At 62.6% G+C, this 23,814-nt stretch carries 20 protein-coding genes; 10 read left to right on the forward strand and 10 right to left on the reverse strand.

Features of this window, described 5'->3' with window-relative positions:
- Positions 1-15: 15 nt before the first annotated feature.
- On the forward strand, positions 16-2,397 hold the full coding sequence (locus B6V73_RS00795; RefSeq protein WP_088724272.1) for an ATP-binding protein: 2,382 nt from the start codon (positions 16-18) through the stop codon (positions 2,395-2,397).
- On the opposite strand, the gene B6V73_RS00800 is transcribed toward B6V73_RS00795, so the two are convergent.
- Entirely contained in the window at positions 2,389-2,991 is a 603-nt protein-coding gene (locus B6V73_RS00800; protein ID WP_088718658.1) for a hypothetical protein, read from the reverse strand. The genes B6V73_RS00795 and B6V73_RS00800 overlap by 9 nt on opposite strands.
- Before the next feature lie 216 nt (positions 2,992-3,207).
- Between B6V73_RS00800 and recA the strand changes: the two genes are divergently transcribed.
- From recA to B6V73_RS00845, 9 genes are all read left to right on the forward strand, one after another.
- Positions 3,208-4,275, forward strand: coding sequence for a recombinase RecA (gene recA, locus B6V73_RS00805; RefSeq protein WP_075776496.1), 1,068 nt, complete (start codon positions 3,208-3,210; stop codon positions 4,273-4,275).
- A 124-nt stretch (positions 4,276-4,399) separates the two neighbouring features.
- The gene (gene alaS, locus B6V73_RS00810) at positions 4,400-7,054 is read left to right on the forward strand and encodes an alanine--tRNA ligase (RefSeq protein WP_088724273.1); all 2,655 of its coding nucleotides are present in this window, start codon (positions 4,400-4,402) and stop codon (positions 7,052-7,054) included.
- On the forward strand, positions 7,054-7,359 hold the full coding sequence (locus B6V73_RS00815) for a DUF1330 domain-containing protein (RefSeq protein WP_075776494.1): 306 nt from the start codon (positions 7,054-7,056) through the stop codon (positions 7,357-7,359). The genes alaS and B6V73_RS00815 overlap by 1 nt, the downstream gene beginning before the upstream one ends.
- A 255-nt stretch (positions 7,360-7,614) precedes the next feature.
- Complete coding sequence (cysS, locus tag B6V73_RS00820; protein WP_088724274.1) at positions 7,615-9,015, forward strand: cysteine--tRNA ligase; 1,401 nt, start codon at positions 7,615-7,617, stop codon at positions 9,013-9,015.
- A gap of 172 nt (positions 9,016-9,187) precedes the next feature.
- Positions 9,188-10,810: a citramalate synthase gene (cimA, locus tag B6V73_RS00825; protein ID WP_088724275.1), complete on the forward strand. Its 1,623-nt coding sequence runs from the start codon at positions 9,188-9,190 to the stop codon at positions 10,808-10,810.
- The gene (locus tag B6V73_RS00830; protein ID WP_088724276.1) at positions 10,807-11,571 is read left to right on the forward strand and encodes a squalene/phytoene synthase family protein; all 765 of its coding nucleotides are present in this window, start codon (positions 10,807-10,809) and stop codon (positions 11,569-11,571) included. The genes cimA and B6V73_RS00830 overlap by 4 nt, the downstream gene beginning before the upstream one ends.
- Positions 11,572-11,696: 125 nt before the next feature.
- Positions 11,697-14,747, forward strand: coding sequence for a methyl-accepting chemotaxis protein (locus tag B6V73_RS00835; RefSeq protein WP_168174844.1), 3,051 nt, complete (start codon positions 11,697-11,699; stop codon positions 14,745-14,747).
- A 20-nt stretch (positions 14,748-14,767) separates the two neighbouring features.
- Complete coding sequence (locus tag B6V73_RS00840; protein WP_088722743.1) at positions 14,768-15,832, forward strand: chemotaxis response regulator protein-glutamate methylesterase; 1,065 nt, start codon at positions 14,768-14,770, stop codon at positions 15,830-15,832.
- Positions 15,829-16,350 carry a chemotaxis protein CheD gene (locus B6V73_RS00845; RefSeq protein WP_088724278.1) on the forward strand — a complete coding sequence of 174 codons (522 nt, stop codon included), beginning with the start codon at positions 15,829-15,831 and terminating at the stop codon, positions 16,348-16,350. Before B6V73_RS00840 ends, B6V73_RS00845 begins: the two co-directional genes overlap by 4 nt.
- A gap of 87 nt (positions 16,351-16,437) precedes the next feature.
- On the opposite strand, the gene B6V73_RS00850 is transcribed toward B6V73_RS00845, so the two are convergent.
- The 9 genes from B6V73_RS00850 to B6V73_RS00890 all read right to left on the reverse strand — a co-directional run bounded on the left by B6V73_RS00850 (position 16,438) and on the right by B6V73_RS00890 (position 23,808).
- The gene (locus B6V73_RS00850; RefSeq protein WP_088722745.1) at positions 16,438-16,800 is read right to left on the reverse strand and encodes a hypothetical protein; all 363 of its coding nucleotides are present in this window, start codon (positions 16,798-16,800) and stop codon (positions 16,438-16,440) included.
- On the reverse strand, positions 16,800-17,186 hold the full coding sequence (locus B6V73_RS00855; protein ID WP_075776487.1) for a response regulator: 387 nt from the start codon (positions 17,184-17,186) through the stop codon (positions 16,800-16,802). Before B6V73_RS00855 ends, B6V73_RS00850 begins: the two co-directional genes overlap by 1 nt.
- A gap of 4 nt (positions 17,187-17,190) precedes the next feature.
- Complete coding sequence (locus B6V73_RS00860; RefSeq protein WP_088724279.1) at positions 17,191-18,048, reverse strand: protein-glutamate O-methyltransferase; 858 nt, start codon at positions 18,046-18,048, stop codon at positions 17,191-17,193.
- Positions 18,045-18,515, reverse strand: a complete 471-nt coding sequence (locus B6V73_RS00865; protein ID WP_075776486.1) for a chemotaxis protein CheW — start codon at positions 18,513-18,515, stop codon at positions 18,045-18,047. Before B6V73_RS00865 ends, B6V73_RS00860 begins: the two co-directional genes overlap by 4 nt.
- Before the next feature lie 3 nt (positions 18,516-18,518).
- Positions 18,519-20,756 (reverse strand): chemotaxis protein CheA, encoded by a 2,238-nt coding sequence (locus B6V73_RS00870; protein ID WP_088724280.1) that lies wholly within the window; start codon positions 20,754-20,756, stop codon positions 18,519-18,521.
- Positions 20,757-20,766: 10 nt separating this feature from the next.
- Positions 20,767-21,132 (reverse strand): response regulator, encoded by a 366-nt coding sequence (locus B6V73_RS00875; RefSeq protein ID WP_075776484.1) that lies wholly within the window; start codon positions 21,130-21,132, stop codon positions 20,767-20,769.
- Positions 21,129-21,413: an STAS domain-containing protein gene (locus tag B6V73_RS00880; protein ID WP_088724281.1), complete on the reverse strand. Its 285-nt coding sequence runs from the start codon at positions 21,411-21,413 to the stop codon at positions 21,129-21,131. The genes B6V73_RS00875 and B6V73_RS00880 overlap by 4 nt, the downstream gene beginning before the upstream one ends.
- A 113-nt stretch (positions 21,414-21,526) precedes the next feature.
- Positions 21,527-22,483, reverse strand: coding sequence for an ROK family protein (locus B6V73_RS00885; RefSeq protein WP_088718648.1), 957 nt, complete (start codon positions 22,481-22,483; stop codon positions 21,527-21,529).
- Entirely contained in the window at positions 22,480-23,808 is a 1,329-nt protein-coding gene (locus tag B6V73_RS00890) for a GH1 family beta-glucosidase (RefSeq protein ID WP_088724495.1), read from the reverse strand. Before B6V73_RS00890 ends, B6V73_RS00885 begins: the two co-directional genes overlap by 4 nt.
- Positions 23,809-23,814: the final 6 nt, after the last annotated feature.

The following is a 23,814-nucleotide window of genomic DNA, read 5'->3' on the forward strand; positions in this document are numbered from 1 at the left end:
GGGCGGAACGAATTGATGCTGCAGCCACTCTCGAAGACGATGGCCGCGCTGGCGCCAGGTGCGGTTTATCTGCTGCTTGCTGCAGGGATCGCGGCTGCGGTTGCCTTCGTGATGCCCGACGAGGTTGTGACCTGGGCCATGTTTTCCGTCGCCGGCACGCTCGTGATCACGGCGGGCTGGTTGCGGCTCGCCTTGGCGCAGGAGCGAAGGCGACGGGCGCGGCAGCAGGAAACGATCGCGAATTTCGTCGCCCATGACGCCGCGCCCAGCTTCACCACGGACCCGGAGGGCGAGATCGGCTATCAAAACCGCGCCGCGCTGGACCGGTTCGGCTCTCGCGGCGGGCAGGGGCTGGCGCGAACCCTTGCGGAACTTTTCGCCGATCCGGGCGCGGTGCTGCGTCGATTGCAGAGCAAGGCGGAGGCGAAGGGGGCCGCGCGCGAGGATCTGGTGACCCGGCGCGGCCATCTGCGTCTCTCGGTGCACCGCATCGGCTCTGGCGATTTTCTGTGGCGTCTCGAAGACATGGCCGAGAGGGCGATTGGCGGGCGCGGTGCGGAAACGATCAGCCTGCCGATGCTCACCGTCTCCAAGGGCGGCACGATTCTGTTCATGAACGAAGCGCTGAGGCGGCTCGTCGGAGAGCGGGTGCGGTCTCTCGACCGCATCTTCACCGATCTTCCGCTGCGCTCGGGCGAGGAGCATGAGATCAAGGGGCAGGATGGCCCGGTCACGGCAGTCGTAGCGCAGCTTCAAGGCGCAGGAGGACGATCCGAGGTCTATCTGCTCCCGATCCCCGGACCGCGCGCGGCAGAGGAGGGCGCGAATTTCGAGGCGCTGCCCGTCGCGATGCTGCGTCTTTCCGCGCATGGCCGGGTGCGCGCGGCCAATCGCGCGGCGCGCGGCCTGTTGGGCCGGATCGAGCCGCAGTCCCGTCTGTCGGACTTGCTCGAAGGGCTCGGCCGTCCGGTCTCGGATTGGGTGAACGATGCCCTCGCCGGTCGTGCCGATGGCCGCCCCGAAGTGCTGCGCGCCCGACGCGGCGACAAGGAGGTCTTCCTGCAGGTCACCCTGTCGCGGATCGTGGAAAATGGACGCGCGGGGCTGCTGGCGGTGCTGTCCGACGCGACGCAGCTCAAGACGCTCGAGGCGCAATTCGTGCAAAGCCAGAAGATGCAGGCGATCGGCCAGCTCGCGGGCGGGGTCGCGCATGATTTCAACAACCTGCTCACGGCGATCTCGGGGCATTGCGACTTGCTGATGCTGCGCCATGACAAGGGAGATGGCGATTACGCCGATCTTGACCAGATCAGTCAGAACGCCAATCGCGCCGCGGCGCTCGTCGGCCAGCTACTCGCCTTCTCCCGAAAGCAGACGCTGAAACCCGAAACCCTCGATCTGCGCGACACGCTGTCAGACCTGACCCATCTGCTCAACCGGTTGGTCGGCGAGAAGGTCGCGCTGAGCGTCAGGCACGAATGTGATGCCGGACGGGTGCGTGCGGATAAGCGGCAGCTCGAACAGGTCATCATGAATCTCGTGGTGAATGCGCGCGACGCGATGCCCGGCGGCGGCGAAATCCGGATCGAGACCGAAGCGTTCCATCTGGCCGAGAACCGCCCGCGCGACCGCGTCACGGTGCCCAAGGGCGATTATGTTGCGATCAAGGTCACCGATACCGGCTCCGGGATCCCCGCCGACAAGCTCGGCAAGATTTTCGAACCTTTCTTCACCACGAAACGCACGGGGGAGGGGACCGGGCTCGGCCTCTCCACCGCCTATGGCATCGTGAAGCAGACCGGGGGCTACATTTTCTGCGATTCCGTCATAGGCACGGGGACGAGCTTCACGATCCTGCTGCCCGCCTATGACTTGGCGGAGGAGGCCGAGGTGTCGCAATCGGCCGAGCCCGCGCCCGAGCTCGAGCCTGCGACAAAGGCGCCGGTGCCGCCGCGCGCCGCAGCATCGACCATCGCGCCCAAGGTGGAGATCGCACAAACCTCCGTCCCTGACAGCCACGTCATCGCCGGTGACGCGACCGTACTTCTCGTCGAGGATGAACCGCCGGTTCGCGCCTTCGCCTCGCGCGCGCTCCAGCTGCGCGGCTACACCGTGCTCGAGGCTGAGAGCGCCGAAGAGGCGTTGGAATTGCTGGAAGACTCGGAGCTGAAGGTGGATATCTTCGTCACCGATGTGATCATGCCCGGTCTCGACGGGCCAAGCTGGGTGAGGCAGGCGCTCGAGGCGCGGCCGGGCACGCGCACGGTCTTCATGTCGGGCTATGCCGAGGAGGTGTTCCAGAACGGCAGCTCGCCGGTGCCCGACTCGGTCTTCCTGCCGAAACCTTTCTCGCTTGGCGAATTGACCGCGACTGTGCAGGAGCTCCTCTCACGCTAAGGCGCGGGTGACCCGATCGTAGAGCGCGAGATCTTCCTGCATCGCGGTCCGCAGCGCCTCCTCGGTCTCGGGGGCGAGCCCGGTCTCGACTGCAGGCGGCACGTTCACCCGCGGCAGGGTTATCGCGAAACCGAGCCGATCTTCGAGGAAATGCACGAAATCCTCGATCCGCTCATAGGGAAAAATCCGGTCGACCAGCGTGTTGCCATCGTCGTCGCACAGGAACGCCGACTGACTGGGCACGTCGCTGAACCCGGCGCGCGGATCGTCGATATAATCGCGCGCGAACTGGTCGAAGGAATAGCCGGCGGAGATGTCGCTCTCCTCGATCAAGTCGCGCAGCCGAAAGCGATAGAGCGAACGCAGCCAGTCGAGCGGCTCGCGCATCAGCGCAACCGTGGTAAAGCTCGCATCGGTTTTCGCGGCAAGAAGCGGCTCGAGATGGTCCCGGAAATTGCGGGCGGAGGCGTGTTTGAGAACCGCCGGACGTGTCAGCGCGACATCGGCGAGGGACTCCAGAGCGGTTTCGACCGCCGAGGAGCCCGCTTTCGGCGTGGCCAGAAAGACGAGTTTTTGTGTCCAGAAAATCAGCATCTTGGCGGGTCTAGCTCCTAACTCCGCCGGTGATAATCATTCGGTTCGCGTCGGTAAACCGTTTCTTAAGGGTAAATGCGGTTCAGTAGGGCTATCAGAATTTTATTGTAATGTTCATGTTTCGTGCGCATAGTGCGAACAGAACATGAGGTGAACATCCGCGCGAGGGCGTCGCATTGCCGACCGGCCGTCGCTGTGAAATAAGGAAGCGGACAAATGGCAGTAGCGAAGCTTTTCGACATGGATAAATCTCCCAAGGCAGACAAGCAGAAGGCGCTCGACTCGGCGCTGGCGCAGATCGAGCGGCAGTTCGGCAAAGGCTCGATCATGAAGCTCGGCGGCGAGACGCCCGCTCGGGAAATCGAAGCGACGTCGACCGGCTCGCTCGGTCTGGATATCGCGCTCGGGATCGGCGGTCTTCCGAAAGGCCGGATCGTCGAAATCTACGGGCCTGAAAGCTCGGGCAAGACGACGCTGACGCTCCACGCGATCGCGGAAGAGCAGAAGAAGGGCGGCGTCTGCGCTTTCGTCGACGCCGAACACGCGCTCGACCCGCATTATGCACGCAAGCTCGGAGTCGATCTCGACGAGCTGCTGATCTCGCAGCCCGACACGGGCGAACAGGCGCTGGAAATCGTCGATACGCTGGTACGCTCCGGCGCGGTCAGCCTCGTGGTGGTCGACTCGGTCGCGGCGCTCACGCCGAAGGCCGAGATCGAAGGCGATATGGGCGACCACACCGTGGGCGCGCAGGCCCGCCTGATGAGCCAGGCGATGCGTAAGCTGACCGCGTCGATCGGGCGTTCGAATTGCATGGTGATCTTCATCAACCAGATCCGGATGAAGATCGGCGTGATGTTCGGCTCGCCGGAAACGACCTCGGGCGGCAACGCGCTGAAATTCTACGCCTCCGTGCGCCTCGACATCCGCCGCATCGGCTCGATCAAGGATCGCGACGAGGTGGTGGGCAACCAGACCCGCGTGAAAGTGGTCAAGAACAAGGTCGCCCCGCCGTTCAAGCAGGTCGAGTTCGACATCATGTATGGCGAGGGTATCTCGAAGATGGGCGAACTGGTCGATCTGGGCGTCAAGGCGGGGGTCGTCGACAAGGCCGGCGCCTGGTATTCCTACGGGGACGAACGGATCGGGCAGGGCCGTGAAAACGCGAAAACCTTCCTGCGCGAACATCCCGATGTCGCCTACGAGATCGAGGATAAAATCCGCGCCAGCCACGGGCTCGAATTCGACAATCTGTCCGAAGACGATGCGCTGACCGAAGACTGATCTTCGCCGCGAATTCTTGCAAAGGCCGGGAGCGCAAACTCCCGGCCTTTTGCGATTGCTGGACAGGGGGAAGGGCGGGCGTTAAACGGGAGCGAACAAGCCCGATCAGGCGAGACAGGACACTATGCCCAGCCTTAACGAAATCCGCTCCACTTTCCTCAATTACTTCGAGCGCAACGGCCACCGGGTCGTTGACAGCTCGCCCCTCGTTCCGCGCAACGACCCGACGCTGATGTTCACCAATTCCGGCATGGTGCAGTTCAAGAACTGCTTCACCGGGGTGGAGAAGCGTGACTACAACCGGGCGACGACCGCGCAGAAATGCGTGCGCGCCGGGGGCAAGCATAACGACCTCGACAATGTCGGCTACACTGCGCGCCACCATACCTTCTTCGAAATGCTGGGGAATTTTTCCTTCGGCGACTATTTCAAGGAAGGCGCGATCCCCTTCGCCTGGGAGCTGCTGACCAAGGATTTCGATATTCCGAAAGAAAAGCTGCTGGTCACGGTTTACCATACCGATGACGAGGCGGCGGAGATGTGGAAGAAAGTCGCGGGTCTACCGGACGAGCGGATCATCCGCATTCCGACTTCGGACAATTTCTGGCAGATGGGCCCGACCGGGCCGTGCGGTCCCTGCACCGAGATTTTCTTCGATCACGGCGATCACATCTGGGGCGGCCCGCCCGGCTCGCCCGAGGAAGATGGCGACCGCTTCATCGAGATCTGGAACCTCGTTTTCATGCAGAACGAGCAGTTCGAGGACGGCTCGATGCGCGCGCTCGACATGCAGTCGATCGACACCGGCATGGGGCTCGAGCGGATCGGCGCGCTGCTGCAGGGTAAGCACGACAATTACGACACCGACCTGATGCGCCACCTGATCGAGGCCTCGGCCAACGCGACCGATGGCGCGCCGGACGGGCCGGGCAACGTGCATCACCGCGTGATCGCGGATCACCTGCGTTCGACCTCGTTCCTGATCGCGGATGGCGTGATGCCCTCGGCGGATGGACGTGGTTACGTCCTGCGCCGGATCATGCGCCGCGCGATGCGTCACGCGCACCTGCTGGGCGCGAAGGATCCGGTGATGCACCGTCTTGTCCCCTCGCTGATCCGGGAGATGGGCGCGGCTTACCCCGAGCTTGGCCGGGCGCAGGCACTGATCGAAGAGACCCTTCTGGGCGAGGAAACCCGCTTCAAGACAACGCTCGACCGTGGGCTCAAGCTGCTCGACGAGGCGCTTCTGGACCTCCCCGAGGGGCAGAAACTGCCGGGTGAGACTGCGTTCAAGCTCTATGACACGTTCGGCTTCCCGCTCGATCTGACGCAGGACGCTCTGCGCGAGCGGGATCGCGAGGTCGACACCGAAGGGTTCGACTCCGCGATGGAAGAGCAGAAGGCGAAGGCGCGCGCCAGCTGGTCCGGCACGGGTGAAGCCACCAATGCCGCGATCTGGTTCGATCTGTCCGAGAAACTCGGCGCGACCGAATTCCTCGGCTATGACACCGAGACTGCCGAGGGGCAGATCACCGCGTTGGTAACGGACGGAGCCGAGATCGACACAGCGACCGGCGAGGTTCAGGTCGTGGTCAACCAGACCCCGTTCTACGCTGAAAGCGGCGGCCAGATCGGTGATCGTGGCTGGATCGTGACCGACACAGGTAAAGCCGAGGTTACCGACACCAAGAAAGTCGCTGGCGTGTTCATCCATTTCGCGCGTGTGACCGAAGGCGAGATTGCCAAGGGGCAGGGCGCGAAACTGGAAGTCGATCACGCCCGCCGCAGCGCGATCCGGGCGAACCACTCGGCCACGCACCTGCTGCACGAGGCGCTGCGCCGCACGCTGGGCGATCACGTGGCCCAACGCGGCTCGCTCAATGCCGAGGATCGTCTGCGCTTCGACTTCTCGCACAACAAGGCGCTCAGCCCGGAGGAAATCGCGAAGATCGAGCGCGAAGTGAATGAATTCATTCGCCAAAATACGCCGGTCGACACCCGGATCATGACGCCGGATGATGCTCGCGACCTGGGCGCGCAGGCGCTGTTTGGCGAGAAATACGGCGACGAGGTGCGCGTCGTCTCGATGGGCGAACTGGCCAATTCCGGCAAAGGCACGACCGGCAATATCTATTCGCTCGAGCTGTGCGGCGGCACCCATGTGAAGCGCACCGGGGATATCGGTACTTTCGTGCTGACGAGCGAAGGCGCGTCGTCGTCTGGCGTGCGCCGGATCGAGGCGCTGACCGGCGATATCGCGATGGCCGAACTGCGCCGCCGCGACAAGCTGCTCACCGAGATCGAAGGGCTGATCAAGACCTCCGAGCAGGATGTGCTCGGGCGTCTGCAGGCGATCCTCGACGAGCGCAAGGCGCAGGCCAACGAGATCGCGCAGCTGCGTCGCGAACTTGCGATGGGCGGTGGTTCTTCCGGCGGCCCGGACGTAAGTGAAATCAATGGCTTGAAGTTCGTGCCTCAAGTGGTGTCCGGCGTGACCGGCAAGGACCTTCCCGGCATCGTGGACGAGTTGAAGGACAAGGTCGGTTCCGGCGTGATCCTCGTCGTCGCGGATGCGGGCGGCAAGGCGGCCGTGGCGGCTGGCGTGACCAAGGACCTGACCGAGCGTGTGAGCGCGGTCGACCTGGTGAAGGCCGCGGCGCAGGCTCTTGGTGGGAAAGGCGGCGGTGGTCGTCCCGACATGGCGCAAGCCGGCGGGGCCGATCCATCGAAAGCCGAGGAGGCCGTTGCGGCCGTGAAAACTTTGTTGGAGGAACTTTGATGGCAGGCGCATTCTGGATCGCCCATGTAACCGTGAAAGACGCCGAGGCGTATGGCAAATATGCCGAAGGCGCGGGGCCCGCGATCGCGAAACATGGCGGGCGCTTCCTCGCTCGCGGTGCGCGTTACGTGCAGCTCGAAGGCAATGACCGCGCGCGCAACGTGGTTGCCTGGTTCCCCTCGCTGGAGGCGGCCGAAACCTGCTATCGCTCCGACGACTATCAGGCGGCGCTGGCCCATGCCGAAGGCGCAGCCGAACGCGATCTGGTGATCGTCGAGGCGATGGACGACGTCGAGTTCAAGTGAAGATCGTCGCGTAAATCGCTGATCAGAAGTCCGAAAAGGGGTGGCTGGGGCTGCCCCTTTTCGTTTTTGGGCGCGCCGAATTTTGCTCTGGACCTTTGGGCGGGCGACGGCTTATCTTCTCGCCATGACCACGAAGACCATCATCATCTGCTGCATTATCCGCTGACATCGTCACGCGGGCCGGTCTTCTCTTTCCAAAAACGACATGACCTTGTAAGCCCGCCGGCAGGTGCCGCCGACCCTTTGCGAGGACTTATGACCCAGATCCGTTTGCGCAATTCCCTGACCCGGAAGGTCGAGGATTTCCATCCCATCGATGCGAAGAACGTGCGGATGTATCTCTGCGGGCCGACCGTTTACGACCGCGCCCATCTCGGCAACGCCCGGCCCGTCGTGGTGTTCGACGTGCTCTACCGGCTGCTGCGCCACGTTTACGGGCCGGAGCACGTCACCTATGTGCGCAATTTCACGGATGTGGATGACAAGATCAACGCGACGGCGCTGGCGCGCAAGGAGGCCGGGGCCGAAGGGTCGCTGGAAGAACTGATCCGCGCGCGGACCGAGGAGACCATCGGCTGGTATCATGCCGACATGGATGCGCTCGGCGCCTTGCGCCCCGATCAGGAACCGCGCGCGACGGATTATATCGGCGCGATGATCGCGATGATCGAAAAGCTGATCGAAGACGGTCACGCCTATGCCGCCGAGGGGCATGTGCTGTTCCGGGTGCGCAGCTACAAGGACTATGGCGCGCTGTCGGGGCGGACGGTCGACGACATGATGGCGGGCGCGCGGGTCGAGGTCGCGCCCTTCAAGGAAGACCCGATGGATTTCGTTCTCTGGAAGCCTTCGGATGAGGGGCTGCCGGGCTGGGAGAGCCCGTGGGGCCGCGGCCGTCCGGGCTGGCATATCGAGTGCTCGGCCATGAGTTACGAATTGCTCGGTGCGTCGTTCGACATCCATGGCGGCGGGATCGACCTGCAATTCCCGCATCACGAGAACGAGATCGCGCAAAGCTGCTGCGCCCATCCCGAGGGCTCTTTCGCGAATTACTGGCTGCATAACGAGATGCTACAGGTCGAGGGCAAGAAGATGTCCAAGAGCTTGGGCAATTTCTTCACCGTGCGCGATCTGCTCGACGGCCATGACGGCGAGAAGGGCATTCCCGGCGAGGTGATCCGGTTTGTGTTCCTGCAGACGCATTATACGAAGCCGATGGACTGGACGGCGGAGAAGGCGCGGGCGGCGGCTGCGACCCTGCGCAAGTGGCGGACAACTGTTGATGGGGTCACACCTTCACCCGAGGCGGCGCCGGAGGTGATCGCTGCGCTCGCCGACGATCTTAACACGGCGGGTGCCATCGCGGCGCTGCATAAAATCGACGATCCAGCAGTTCTGAAGGCTTCCGCTGCGATGCTCGGCCTGCTTGACGATGGGATGGGCGATTGGGTCGCGGCACCGGAGGCCGATCTCTCGGGCCTCGCAAACAAACTCGCGGCTTTGCGTGCGAATGCGATGGAAACCAAGGACTTCGCGCCGGTCGATGCAATGAAACAGGCGCTCGTCGCGGCAGGTGTCGAGGTGCGCATGTCGAAGGCCGGGGTGGACTTGCTGCCCGGATCCGATTTCGACCCCGCCAAGCTGGAGGGTCTGTGATGGTTTACGCAACGCAGGTTTGCCCCCGGCCCGAGGGTGGGGGCATCTTCGCCCCCGCCCTGGGGGGCGGGTCGGGGGCGAACCGGATCGCAAGCGATCCGGTGGTTCTTGGACCCTTAGGGCGCGGCCCGACGTGCCGCTGGGCAGAACGTAACCTCGACGGAGGCAACCAATGACCAAACAACGCCTCTATCTCTACGACACGACGCTCCGCGATGGGCAGCAATCGGCGGGCGTCCAGTTCTCGGTGCCTGAGAAGATCGAGATCGCCAAGGCGCTCGACGCAATCGGCATCGATTATATCGAAGGCGGCTGGCCCGGGGCGAACCCGACCGACAGCGATTTCTTCGAGGCGCGGCCCGAGACGCGCGCGACGTTCACCGCGTTCGGGATGACCAAGCGGGCAGGGCGCTCGGCCGCGAATGACGACGTGCTGGCGGGCGTGATGAACGCGAATACTCCCGCCGTCTGCCTCGTCGGCAAGACCCATGATTACCACGTCACCACCGCGCTCGGGATCACGCTGGAGGAGAACCTGGAGAATATCCGCGCCTCGGTCGCGCATATGGTGGCGCAAGGCCGCGAGGCGCTGTTCGATGCGGAGCATTTCTTCGACGGCTACAAGGCGAACCCGGACTATGCGCTGGAGTGCTGCCGTGCGGCCTTTGAGGCGGGCGCGCGCTGGATCGTGCTTTGCGACACCAATGGCGGCACGCTGCCGGGCGAGATCGGCAAGATCGTCGAGGCGGTGATCGCGGCGGGCATTCCCGGCGACCGTCTCGGCATCCATTGCCATGACGATACCGGCAACGCCGTGGCGGGCAGCCTCGCCGCGGTCGAGGCCGGTGCGCGCCAGATCCAAGGCACGCTCAACGGTCTGGGCGAGCGCTGCGGCAACGCGAACCTGATCACGCTGATCCCGACGCTGCTCTTGAAAGAGCCTTACGCGTCGACGCTCGACACTGGCATCAGCCATGAGAGCCTGCGCGGGATCACCAAGCTCTCGCGCAAGCTCGACGATATCCTGAACCGGGTGCCGCTGCGCTCGACGCCCTATGTGGGCGCCTCGGCCTTTACTCACAAGGCTGGTCTGCACGCTTCGGCAATCCTCAAGAATCCAGACACTTACGAGCATATCGATCCGGCTGTGGTGGGGAATACGCGGCTGATCCCGATGTCCAACCAGGCGGGCCAATCGAACCTGCGCGCGCGGCTCAAGGGGATGGGGATCGAGGTCGAAAAGGACGATCCGCGCCTCGCGCGTATCCTCGATCTTATCAAGGAACGTGAGGATCAGGGCTATGCCTATGACGGCGCTCAGGCGAGTTTCGAGCTGCTCGCGCGTGCCGAACTGGGGCAGCTGCCGAATTTCTTCGAGGTGAAGCGCTACAAGGTCACTGTGGAGCGTCGGAAGAACCGCTACGACAAGATGGTTTCTATTTCGGAAGCCGTCGTGGTGGTCAAGGTCGGCGGCAAGAAGATGCTCTCGGTCTCGGAAAGTATGGACGAGCAGGGCCATGACCGCGGCCCGGTGAACGCACTCTCGAAAGCTCTGTCGAAGGATCTGGGCCCCTATCAGAACCTCATCGACGACATGAAACTGGTCGATTTCCGGGTCCGTATCACCCAAGGCGGCACCGAGGCCGTGACCCGCGTCATCATCGACAGCGAAGACGGCGCAGGCCAGCGCTGGTCCACCGTGGGCGTGTCGCCGAACATAGTCGACGCGAGTTTCGAGGCGCTCCTCGACGCGATGATCTGGAAACTGCTGCGCGACGGGGCGCAACCGGCATGAGCGATCTGGCCGCCTCCCTGCAAGCGTCAGCCGAGGCCGTGCGCCAGGGCGATCCCGATCGCTTCGCCGCGACGATGGCCGCGCCCGCCGAACTGCGCGACCGCCTCTGGCCGCTTTACGCCGTCAATCTTGAGATCGCGCGCGCCCCTTGGGCTTCGTCAGAGCCGATGGTCGCCGAGATGCGACTGCAATGGTGGGTCGATGCCCTCGAGGCGCTGTCCGAAGAGCGGGAGCCCCCGCACGAGATCGGCCCCGCGCTGGTGTCGGTCGCAGCGCCCGCCCGCCATCTGATTGCTGCCGCCGAGGCTCGACGCGCCGACTGTTGGCCCGAACCTTTCGGCGATGTTTCAAGCCTTTGGGCCTATCTCGACCAGACCGCTGGAGCGCTGTACTGGGCCGCTGCCGAGGCGCTCGGCGCGCCAAATGAGGCCGAGATCGCGGTGCGCAGTTTCGGCGCGGGCGCCGGGTTGGCGGCGCTTCTGCAGGCATGGCCCGACCTGGCTGCGCGCGGTCGTCCGCCACTTGCTGCGCCCGACGCTGAGACCTTGCGCCAGCTCGCGGCCGAGGGGCAGGCGCGCCTCGATCCCGCGCGCAAGCTGCGGCTCGGCGCCGCCAAGGCCGCGCTTCTACCGGGATGGCAGGCGAGAGCCGTCCTCGCGCGCGCGCGCGGCTCAGATGACCCGCTCGCGCCGGGAGCATTGGTGCTGTCGGAATTCCGGCGTCGCTCGGGTCTTCTGCGCGCCGCCTTGCTTGGTGTCTGAGCGCGTCTGCATCGTAGAGCGCAGGAAATTTTCCGAAGTTAGAGGAATCTTCAACTCTTCGCCGGATGGTGACCGCGATTGCCCCGATCTGTCGGGTCGCTGCCGCAGTTCGCCGGAGGACGTTGATGCGCTTTTTCGACAATCTCAAACTCGGATTGAAGTTACCGCTGATGCTGGTGGCGATCGCAATGGTCGCACTGACGATCATGGGAATTTCTGCCTATCGCACCGCGCACGGGTTGCTGGAAAGCGAGGGGAGGCAGCGTCTCGGGCGGACGCTCGAGGCGCGCGCGGCGCTGGTGGAAGACTGGGCGCAGCGGCTTGCTTCCAACACGCGCACGATCTCGGCCAATCCCGACACGGCCCGGGCGCTTTACGAGTTCACAAGAAGCGTTGACAACCTCGACTCCGCGGCGATCGATAGTTTGAGAAACGGGACGGCCGAGGCCGGCGCTTCCGCGGGCGAAGTGAGCGGCCCTCTGCGGGACTACCGCCTGCTGCAGGACCGCTATGGCCCTGTGATCGAACAGATTTTTGCTGAGCATGGATTGGACGATCTTTATCTGGTCGATCGCGACGGTCGCATCGTCTTCGCGGTTCGCGATCACGCCGCGATCGGCCACCCACTCAGGGACGAGCCCGCCGGCCTGAAGGAGGCCGCGACAAAGGCTTTGGACTGGTTGAACGCGCCGCGGCGCATGGTGTCGGCAAGCACCGTCGCCGTGCCTCCGCCGCATTTCAACGCCGGCGAGGGGCGGTTTTTCGCAGCGCGCCCCGTGCGCAGCGGCACCGGCCTCAACCTCGGAGCGGTGGTCTTGCAAAAGCCCATGACACAGCTTGGGCAGATCATGGCCAACCCGCGCGGCATCGGCGAGACCGGGGAGGGGTTCCTGATCGATGCGGAAGGTCGGCTGATGAGCGACCTTCGCTTTCCTGACGCCGCACCGAAGCCGGGAGAGGCTTTGCCCGAGGCGACCCTGAATGCCGTGAAACAGGGGCAGGATGAAGTGACTTCGCTTTCGGGACACCCGGCAATCGAACGAACATTGGCGCTCACCCTGTTCGATGAACCCTATTGGGCGGTCGTGGAACAGGACAGGGCAGAGCTTTTCGCGCCAGCTACGTCGCTCGCCCGCTCGATGCTTTTCAATGCGTCCTGGCTCATCCTTCTGCTTGCGGCGCTGTCGACCTTGATGGCGCGATCTGTTTCCAATCCTCTTAAAGGACTTGAGAAGTCCATCCGCAAGATTAGCGAAGGGGATTACACCGGTGAGATCGTGCAGACCCGTCGCGGCGACGAGGTCGGCGCGATCGCCTCGGCGCTGAGCAACCTGCGCAATGAGCTCGATCGTGCCGAAGCCATCCAGCGCGAGGCGACCCGACAAGGCGCAGCCTTTGCGAATGCCTCCGCCGCGCTGATGATCGTCGATCAGGATTTCCGCATCACGCATGTCAACCGTGCGCTGGTAGAACTGGTCGCATCCCGGATCAAGGAGTTTCGCGTCGTCAGTCCCGACCTTGATCCCGACGGTCTCGTTGGCCGGTCGATGGACGACTTCCATGCGGAGCGGCATCACGCGCGTGCGCTGCTCGATGATCCCGGCAAATTGCCGCTTCATGTCGATATCAAGGTCGGTGATGGCCGTTTCGGAGTCGACGTCACCAATTTTGTCGATGCCGACGGCAATCAGGCCGGTTTTGTCGTCGAATGGCAAGATGTCACCGAGCGTCGCATGAAGGATGCGCTCGTTTCGGCCATCGAGCGTGGCCAACTCGTTTGCGAAGCGGACCCTGCGGGCTTGGTGACGCGAATGAACGCAAATATGCAGACGCTCCTTGGAGCGCAGGCGCAAAACCTGACAGGGCAGCCGCTGAAGGAATGGCTGAGCCCTATCGATGGCAGCGATCCTTGGCCCACGGTCGCCGCCGGGCAGTCCGTGACCGCCCGCTTCACGATGCGCGCCCCGGAGGGAGATGCCTACCTGCTCGACGGAACGCTGAATGGGATCTCGGACAAAGCCGGTCGCTTGATGAAGATTTTTCTCATGGCGAATGACGTGACTGCGGCAGAGACCGCTCTCACCGCCGCGCAGAACCGCAACCTTGCAATGCTGGAGGCGCAGAAATCGGTGGTCGAGTCCTTGCAGGTCGGCCTTGCCGCCCTCTCGCGGGGCGACCTGAGCCTGACTCTCGACATGGAGTTCACCGAGGAATACGAGGCGCTGCGCAATGACTTCAATGATGCAGCGCGAAATCTCGCTGCAGCAATCGAAACCGTGATAGACAACGCGGCGGCGATCGATACCGAGGCCCGTGAGATCGCGTCGGCCTCTGACGATCTCAGTCGCAGAACCGAACAACAGGCCGCCACGCTCGAAGAAACGGCTGCCGCGCTCGATGAACTGTCATCGTCTGTCACAACCTCGGCGCAAGGGGTGGCCGAAACGGATCGCGTGGTCTCCGAGGCCCGTAATAGCGCCGAGACATCGGGCGAAGTGGTGAAACAGGCAATTCAAGCTATGGGCGAGATCGAAACCAGCTCGCTTCAGATTTCCAAAATCATTGGCGTGATCGACGAAATCGCGTTCCAGACCAACCTTCTCGCACTTAATGCCGGCGTCGAAGCTGCGCGCGCGGGTGAAGCGGGGCGCGGCTTCGCCGTCGTCGCCTCAGAGGTGCGTGCCCTCGCGCAGCGCTCTTCGGAGGCCGCTCGCGAGATCGATGCCCTGATCACCGCGTCGAGCGAACAGGTTACGCGCGGCGTCGGCCTCGTCCATGAAACCGGTCGCGCCCTCGAGGGTATTCTCGGCGCGGTGATGGACATTTCAACGCGCGTTTCAGAAATTGCGGGCGGCGCGCGTGAACAGGCGGAAGGACTCAAGGAGATCAATACCGCGGTCAATCAGCTCGACCAGGTGACCCAACAAAACGCTGCAATGTTCGAAGAAACCACAGCGGCGAGCCACGCCTTGACCACAAACGCGACTTCACTGCGCGACATCACAGCGCAATTTACAGTCAATACGCAGTCACTCTCGCCGCCTGCGCGCGAGCGCTCCGAGTTGTCGCAAGTAACATCGAACGAAAAAGACGGGAACGTCGAGCTTTCGCGCGCGGTCGGCGACACGACGCCGCGCGCCGCCAGCTTTGCAGCCGAAGACTGGGAAGAATTTTGAGTTCGCGCGAGGGAAAACTGATGCCGGATGATTTTGCTTCCGCCAAACGGGTTCTCATCGTCGATGACTCCGCTACGATGCGTAAGCTTATTCGGGCGCGCCTCGCGACGGACCGGCGGCTTGTCGTGGTCGGCGAGGCGGCAGACGCGTTCGAGGCGCGCGAAAAAATAAAAATGCTTTTGCCCGATGTGATCACGCTCGATGTCGAGATGCCGCGAATGAGCGGTCTCGTTTTCCTCGAACGCCTCATGCGTTTACGGCCGATCCCCGTGGTCATGGTGTCGACAGAAACACATAAAGGATCGCGTGCGGCAATCGAAGCGCTCGCCCTCGGAGCGATTGACTGCGTTGGAAAGCCCCGGTTCGGTAATCTCGAAAGAAGTTTCGAAGTGCTTCCGGAAATTCTTCTCGCAAGTGCGAACGCGCGACTACCTCAAAGAGCGCGTGATCGCGCCGCGATTACACCCGCGCGAAACTTTCGGTGGGACGGTCAAATCGTGCTTATCGGTTCCTCGACCGGTGGTGTCGACGCGCTTGAGACGATACTGAAAGGGTTTCCCGGGAATTGCCCTCCCACCCTCATCGCGCAACATATGCCGGAAAGCTTCCTAGCGAGCTTCGCCGAACGACTCGATCGCATGATAGCGCCAAACGTTCGCCTCGGCATGACGGGGACGTCTCTTGAGCAAGGTCATGTTTATCTCGCGCCTGGTGGCGCAACGCATCTCACGGTTCGAAACGCGAAAGCTCCTGAAATCGCATTGATCGAGAGCGAGAAGCGAAACGGGCATCGCCCGTCAGTAGATGTGCTATTCGAATCTGCGGTCGAGATAGCGGCGAAGGCGGTCGCTGTTTTGCTCACCGGTATGGGAAGGGACGGGGCGGAGGGAATGTTGCAACTTCGCAGAGCTGGTGCACATTGTTTCGCCCAAGATGAAGCGACATCGATCGTTTTTGGAATGCCGCGTGCTGCTCTTGAACTTGGAGCCGCGTCCTATTCGGTTCCGCTGCAAGAGATTTCGCAAGAAATTCTGACTAGATCTGCTCAGATTTCCGCGCCGGACGGCAAGGTGGGTGGTACATGAGCGCCGTTGCTTCAGGTCGGCCAATCCACATTTCGCAAGGTGAGTTTCTTGTCGCAGGAGCGGGAGCGCAATCTATCACGACCATCCTTGGTTCCTGTGTGGCCTGCTGTCTTTACGATGAGAAAGCGCGTGTCGGCGGAATGAACCACTTTCTCTTGCCAGATACCACCGGCTCAACTTTTCAAGCGGCAAGCTTTGGTGTGAACGCAATGGAACTGCTGATAAATGAACTGATCAAGCAGGGTGCGCAACGTGGTGACCTTTGCGCGAAGCTCTTCGGTGGCGCGCGCATGGTCAATGGACTATCGGATATCGGATTGAAGAACAGCAAGTTCTCAATCGAGTTCCTCGCCAAGGAGGGTATCCCCTGTGTCAGCCAAAGCCTAGGGGGCTCGCAAGCGCGTCGGATAGTGTTTTGGCCTGACACCGGGCGAGCGCGCCAGAAGCTGCTCGGGGATGCAGAGGTTCTTGAACGCGAGATTGCACCAGCGCCGTCTCTCGACATCGAGTTGTTCTAGTACGTCGGATGAAAAACACGTTGCCTTCCTTGGTAGTTCGGGCATGGCTTAATCGAGTCTCAAAATGTATTCGGAAGCCGAGCTACTTCAAAACCAACTGACGTCACCGTCAGTGGCGCGTTTTTGAAACTCGGCAAAATGCTCGGGATCGAGAGCTGCTGCAAGGTCTTGAAGCCGAAGTGAGGCAAAAACCGTGTCTGCGTCGCAGGCGAGGTCGGGCGATATCTGCTCAGAGAGCTTGTTGACGAACTGCCCGAGGTCTTCAAGAGATTGACTTAAGAAATCAATGCTTTGAAGCTCACGAACGATATGCGGCGAGAGATCGCCGTCAATCCCGCTTGCTGAAAGCGTTTTCTGGAGTGAAACCGACAAGCGCGCGAGCGTTTCCAATTCTCGCCCGACACATGCGGTGATGTCTCTGACTGGGAGTTGGCGGGCGTATTGCCGCATTACAAACGTCCCACGACAGCTTCGATACACGCTTTCAGTTCGGGCGGGGTGAATGGTTTTTTAATGAAGTTGTTCATCCCAAGACGTCGGCCAGTCTCGATGATTTCGCGATCGGCTCGTCCGGTGATCAGGATAAATCCTAGCCCCTTCGTGCGTGCGTTCTTTCGCATTGCCTGAAGGAACTGCAAGCCGTCCATTCCGGGCATGTTGTAGTCAGAGATCACAAGATGAACGGGCTTGGCTTCGAGGCTCTGAAGTGCGCTTTGACCGTCGGTCGCGTATCCGACCTGTCGAATTCCCATCGCGTCGAGCGCTTGCATAATGAGACCTCGACTCGTCGACATGTCGTCGACCACGAGGATACGCAATTGGTCTCTCAATGCCATGAAGTCAGATCCTGCTGGTTCGATTTGTCAGTTGATAGGTCGTGACGCCTGCGGTTCGGAGATTCGAGTGTTTCCCGTCCGTTACCCGTTCAGAATGGCCAACAAAGAGGTATCCCCCTGGTGTCAGCTGTTCTTCGAACCGCTCCCAGAGCAGGGCCTGCGCTGCCGGCGCGAAGTAGATGACGACGTTGCGACAAAAAATCACGTCGAATTTTCCGCGCATTGGCCAGCGGTCGTGGAGATTGAGTTCACGGAACTGCACAAGACCGCGAAGATTCGCGTCAACTTGATAATCTTCGCCTTCCTTTCGAAAATATTTTTTGCGCAGGTTCTCTGGCACCGCCTCAAGCGCAGCTGCGGGATAAATCCCCTTCGCGCCCTGTTCGATCATGAGAGGATCGATGTCGGTTGCGAGGATGCGCAGGTTCAGGGTCGCGAAATCGGGAGCGAGCTCGGCTATTGTCATGGCCATCGAGTAGGCTTCTTGACCGTTCGAGGATCCCGCTGACCACAGACGAACGCGGTCTCCGCGACGGGCTTCTTCCAGGAGGGGGGGGAGCACTACTTGGCGCAGTGTCTCGAAGTGGTGGTTCTCGCGGAAGAAATGGGTGACATTCGTCGTGAGAGCCGAAACCATGCGACGGCATTCGTCGCGCCCCCCCTCGGAGCTCACGAGCGCAATATAGTCCTTGTAGGTTGCGAGCCCTAAGGCCCTGAGCCGTTTAGCAAGACGGCTTTGGACCATCGAGGTTTTGCCGGGCGCGAGCACAATGCCCGTCGTGTCGGAAAGGAGCTGTGCGATCGCTCTAAACTCCGCCTCTGTCGGCGCGACTTGCCCCAATGTGGACTGCGGAGCGTTCATGCGGCCTCGATCGCCTCTTGCGGGAGTACGGACGTGAGGTCGAGGATCCGGATCATCCGGCCTTCGACGATCGTGAGCGCCGAAATGTAGCGTTGCGAGATGTCGGCGTTGAGATCGGGCGGAGGTTGCATCTCCGAGCGGGGGAGGGCGAGGATGTCGGAGACCGCGTCGACGAGGAGTCCTGCAGTTTGCCCGCCGACCTGAACGACGATTATCACGTTGCGAGCATCGCCTGCGACCGGTTCCATTCCCAGGCGAACGGAAAGATCTACAACGGGCAGAACCGTGCCACGCAAGTTGATCACGCCGCGTACGAAGGTGGGCGCGTGGGGCAGTGGGGTGGCGCGGGTCCAACCGCGGATCTCGCGGACCGACATGATGTCGACGCTGTATTCCTCTTCGCCCAGACGGAAGGAGAGGAGCTCGACTTCGGCGGCTTCAGATTTGGACGAAATGTCTTCGGTCATGGCTTATCCTGCGAGTGAGAGATCGATGGCGCGGGTGTTGCCCGAGGCGGTTTGCACGAGATCGGCAGGGTCGAGAATGAGCGCGATCTGACCATCGCCGAGGATTGTCGCCGCAGCGACGCCCGGAATGTGGCCGTAGGACTGCTGTAGGCCTTTGATCACCACCTGCCGTTGCTCGAGTATTGAATCGACGACAAGTGCGGATCGGGCGCCGTCTTCCTGAGCTGTGAGCAGGACGACATCTCCGCTATAGGAGTTCTTCGGGTCTCGGTATCCGAGTTCCGCGCCGAGATCGAAAAGGGGCACGAAGGCACCGCGCAGGTGGATCACATTGGTCGATGGCCCGAGCGCGCGGATGTCTTCACTCGTTAGCGTGGCCGTTTCAAGGATCGACGAGAGAGGTACGACGAGGGTTTCTCCGGCCACATTGACGACCATGCCGTCGAGCACGGCGAGTGTCAGCGGCAGGGAAATCGAAAAGCAGCTGCCTTTGCCGGGGGCGGAGGTGATCGAGATTCGACCGCCGAGGGATTGAATCGAGCTTTTGACGACGTCCATGCCGACACCCCGACCTGAAAGCGCCGAAACCTGATCGGCGGTGGAGAAGCCGGGCAGGAAGAGCAGGTTGTCGATTTCGCTGTCCGAGAGTTGGGCATCGGCGGCGATCAGGCCTTTTTCGACGGCTTTGCCGAAGACTTTCTTGCGGTTGATGCCGCCGCCGTCATCGCTGACTTCTATGACGACCCGGCCGGAGCGATGGTGGGCCGAGAGGGTGACGATGCCTTCGCGTGGTTTGCCTGCGGCCACGCGCGTGTCCGGGGCTTCAAGACCATGATCGACGGCGTTGCGGATCATGTGGGTGAGTGGATCGGCGAGGCGTTCGATGACGGTCTTGTCGACCTCGGTGGTCTCGCCTTCGGTCTTGAGGCGGACATCCTTTCCGATTGCCGAGGAGGCCTCGCGAACGATCCTGGCCATTCGCTGGAACAGCGGTTTGACCGGCTGGGCGCGGATCATCATTACGCTGTCCTGGATGTCGCGAGTGAGCATCATGAAAGCTTCGAGCCCAGTATTTACGGCTGAGTTGGGCGGAAGCCCGGCTTCGGCGACGGATTGGGCGAGCATCGCTTGGTTGATCACCAATTCGCCGACAAGGTTCACCAGACGATCGATACGCTCGATGTCGACGCGCACTGTGGCACCGTGTTCGGCGGCCGGCGCGGGGGTGGCGGCGGCCGCGGGCTGCGCAGCGGTTGGCTTCGCAGTCTCAGCTTGATGCCCGGTGGGGGACGGATCGGCCTTGCGCGAGGGGGCTGCGGGCGCGGCCTCGGCTCCCTCTTCCGCTCGGGGAGGGGCGGCGTTTTCCGAACTCTGCGCCTCCGTTTCAAGATCTTGGCCGTGGTCTTCCTCTTCGTGGGCGTATTCGCGCAGTTCGCTATCGATGTCGGGGAGCCCCGCGGGGGGCACTTCGGGTGTTTCTAGTGTCGGGGAGATATCGAGCTGACAGACATCTTCGACGAATTCGAAGACCTCGCGAATTTCGTCTTCACCGATATCGCCGGTGATCTGTACCGACCAGCCGAGATGGTTCTCCTCGGCGTCGAGCGCGTCGAGCGACGGGACCGCAGTCGTGTCGGTCACGACGGAGATATCTGCAATATCGGAAAGGGCTCGCAGGAGTTGGAGCGGTTCGTTGCCAGAGGCGTAGAGAGCGGAATCCGGGCGGAACTCCAGGTTGAAGCCCGACGGAGGTGCCTCCACCGGCACGAAATCGAAGTCGAGATCGAGCGCAAGACCCATAGGTTGGAAATCTGAAACCTCATCGTCTTCCGCTTCCGCCACGCGCTCTGCCCCGCTCTCGCCCAAAAGCGCTTCGAGAGACTGCAGGCACGCCTCGGCGGTTGCGGGTTCAGGTGAGCCTTCGCGGGCGGCGTGGATCTCGTCGGTGAGCAAATCGGCCGCCTGAAAGAATAGTTTCACCGCTTCGGGCGTGAGGGCGAGCCTTCCGGAGCGCAGTTCGTCCAGCACGGTTTCGAAGCGATGGGCGAAAGCGACCAGCGCATCGAGGCCGAAGGCGCCGGCGCCGCCCTTGATCGAATGGACCGCCCGAAAGACGACGTTGATCGTTTCGCCATCGTCGGCCCCTTCGTCAAGGTCGGAGAGCGCGTCTTGCAGGCTTTCGAGCAGCTCTTCGCATTCGATGAAGAAGGACGCTTTGATTTCTGCCATCGGGTCGGACATGTCGCGCTCCTTATCCGGCAACCATGTTGAGCGCCTTGACCAGCTTGGTCGGGTCGAAAGGCTTCACGATCCAGCCGGTCGCCCCGGCGGCGCGGGCGCGGGCTTTCAGCTCTGCCGCGGATTCGGTGGTGAGGACGAGGATCGGGGTGGCGCGGTGGCGTTCTTGGCCGCGCACAGCCTCGATGAAGCCGAACCCGTCGAGGCGCGGCATGTTGATGTCGGAGATGATCGCGTCAGGCTCCAGCCCGTCGAGAACCTCCAGCCCGTGCACGCCGTCTTCGGCGAGATAAAGCTCCATCCCGGCGTGTTCGAGGGTGAGTTTGAGCATGTCGCGAATGGTGCGGCTGTCGTCGACCGCGAGGACTTTCAGGGTCATACGGCCTCCGCATCCGGCTGATGTTGCAGATCGGCGCGCGGAAGGCCGAACCGGGCGAGAGCGCTGTCGAATGCCTCGGAACTGGACGTGATCTCGAGGCGATGGCCCGCGCCTCGTGCGGTTTTCGCCGCGGACACCAGCAGCTGTAGCCCCAGCGCCCCGAGATGGGTCACGTTGGAGGCATCTAGCGCGACGTCCTGCGTCGCCACGCATGTCAGCGACTCATGCAGCGAGCGCACGGTCGCAAGATCGATCCGGTCGGGCAGGGTAAGCGCAGTCATGGCGCCACCGGAAAGTCACGAAGGCAGGGCGTACGCATCGGCAACCTCTTTCAAACACATCCGTGCAAGAGGTCTAAGTCCAAGCCGTTAAAATAGGCTTGACGGAAACGCGCCTATCGCGACATCCGCGAAGAAAGATAGGAGGCGCAGCCCTGCAGCGCTGCGTAATCGTCTTCGATCACATAGACCGGGAAGGCGCGCAGGAACTCTGAGAAGCGGCCCTTGGCCTGCATCGCTTCGGCGAAGCCGAATTCCTCGAGCCACGGCACGACGCCGCGCGCCGCGCCACCGATCAGGTAGATGCCGCCGAAGGGCAGGTGGGTCAGCGCCAGATCACCCACGACACGGCCCAGCATCTGAACGAACAATTGCCCCGCCGCGACGGCTTTCTCCTCGCCACGGGTGATCGCTTCGAGGATCTTCTGCCCGGACGTGGTCGCGTCTTCCTCGCCCCGGAGATAGGCGTAGAGACGTTCCAGACCGCGGCCCGACACGACATGCTCGACACTGGCGAAATCATGTTTCGCATCGAGATAGGTCTTGAGCGCGAAATCGGCCTCGGTCTCGATCGGCAAGGTGGTGTGCCCGGCCTCGGACGGGGGGACGACGCGGCCGCCGGGGCCCTCGTGCACGGGAGCCGCGTTGAAGCCGGTGCCTATGCCGACCACCAGCCGCGCGGAGCCTTCCTTCGCGGGCAGCCCGGGCAGGATCGGACGCACGGCATCCTCGGCGAGACTTCCCAGCGCATGACCCTGCGCCTGCAGATCGTTGAGCACGAAGACCTGATCCGTCCCGGTCAGGCGCGCGATATTGTCGGCACGGATTATCCAGGCGAGATTGGTCATCTCGGCTACGTCGTCGCGCACCGGGCCGGCGGCGGCCACGCAGGCACCCGCAATGGGACCGCAATCCTCGTCGCGGATATATTCAGCGAGAATCTCCTCCAGCGCACCGCGGCCCAGATTGGGATAACGACGGATCGTTGAATGGATCAGCTTGCCGTCGCGGGCCATCGCGACCCGGGTATTGGTGCCGCCGATATCGGCCAGCAGGGTGATTTGATCGCTCATCCGCGGCTCCCCAATGCGTCTTTCCATGCCAAATAGGACGCTTTCGGGGTGCGCTGCAAGCTGTCGAAGTCCACGTGGACGAGCCCGAAGCGTTTCTCGTAGCCCAAGGCCCATTCGTAATTGTCCATCAGTGACCAGCCGATATAGCCCTTCACGGGGGTGCCCTCGGCGATCGCGCGCTGCACGGCGGCGAGGTGCTCGCTGTAATAGGCGATGCGATGCGGGTCCTCGACCTTGCCATCCTCGACCACGTCGGGCGCGGCCATGCCGTTCTCGGTCACGTAGAGCGGCAGGTCACCGGTATATTCGTGCGAGAGACGGGTCAGGAACTGATAGAGCCCCTCGGGATAGATCTCCCAGCCCATCGCGGTTTTCGGCAGCGGGCCGTCGACCTCGTGATGTGCGGGCCACGGGCCCTCGGTGGGCGCGATGCGCTTGCAGGTGTAGTAATTGAGCCCCAGCCAGTCGAGCTTCTCGCCGATCAGAGCGAAATCGTCTTCCCAGTTATGCGGCATGTGCGGCGCGAAGGCTTCCATCACCTGCTCGGGGTAACGGCCCTTGAAGATGCCCTCAACGAAGAAGCGGTTGTAATAGGCATCATAGAGATCTGCAGCGGCGGTGGCCTCGGGGCTGTCATCGGCGGGGATCGGGTATTCCAGATTGCATACCGCGCCGAGGTTCTTCATCCCGTGCGCGCGCATCACACGCGTCGACTTGCCATGGGCGAGCAGAACGTGATGCATCGCATGCGCCGTCGCGCGAATGTCGCGCAGGCCCGGCGCGTGATGGCCGAGGAAGTGGCTCAGCCAACTGACGCACCAAGGCTCGTTGATCGGGGCGGCGGACCAGATCCGGTCGCCCAGACGATCCGCGATGACCTGCGTGAAGTCGGCGAACCAGGAGGCGATATCGCGGTTGCGCCAACCACCCTTGTCGGCGAGCGGCGCGGGCAGCTCCCAGTGATAGAGCGTGAGCGCCGGTTTCAGCCCGCGCTCCAGCATCCCGTCGACCAGACGGTCGTAGAAATCCAGACCCTCGCGATTCACCGGGCCGCGACCTTCGGGCATCACGCGCGCCCAGGAGGTCGAGAAGCGGTAGATGTCGAATCCCGCATTGGCGATCAGGTCGAGGTCTTCTTCCCAGCGGTGGTAGTGATCGCAGGCCACGGCGCCATTCTCGGCGCGCACGACATTGCCCGGTGTGGCGGCGAATGTGTCCCAGTGGGTCGGGCCTGCGCCACCGAAGGAATGCCCCTCGATCTGGTAGGAGGAGGTGGCAACGCCGAACTGGAAATCGGCAGGAAAATCAGAGCGTTTCGGGAGCATCTTCAT

The organism is Thioclava sp. JM3, from assembly GCF_002213185.1.
GTDB lineage: Bacteria > Pseudomonadota > Alphaproteobacteria > Rhodobacterales > Rhodobacteraceae > Thioclava > Thioclava nitratireducens.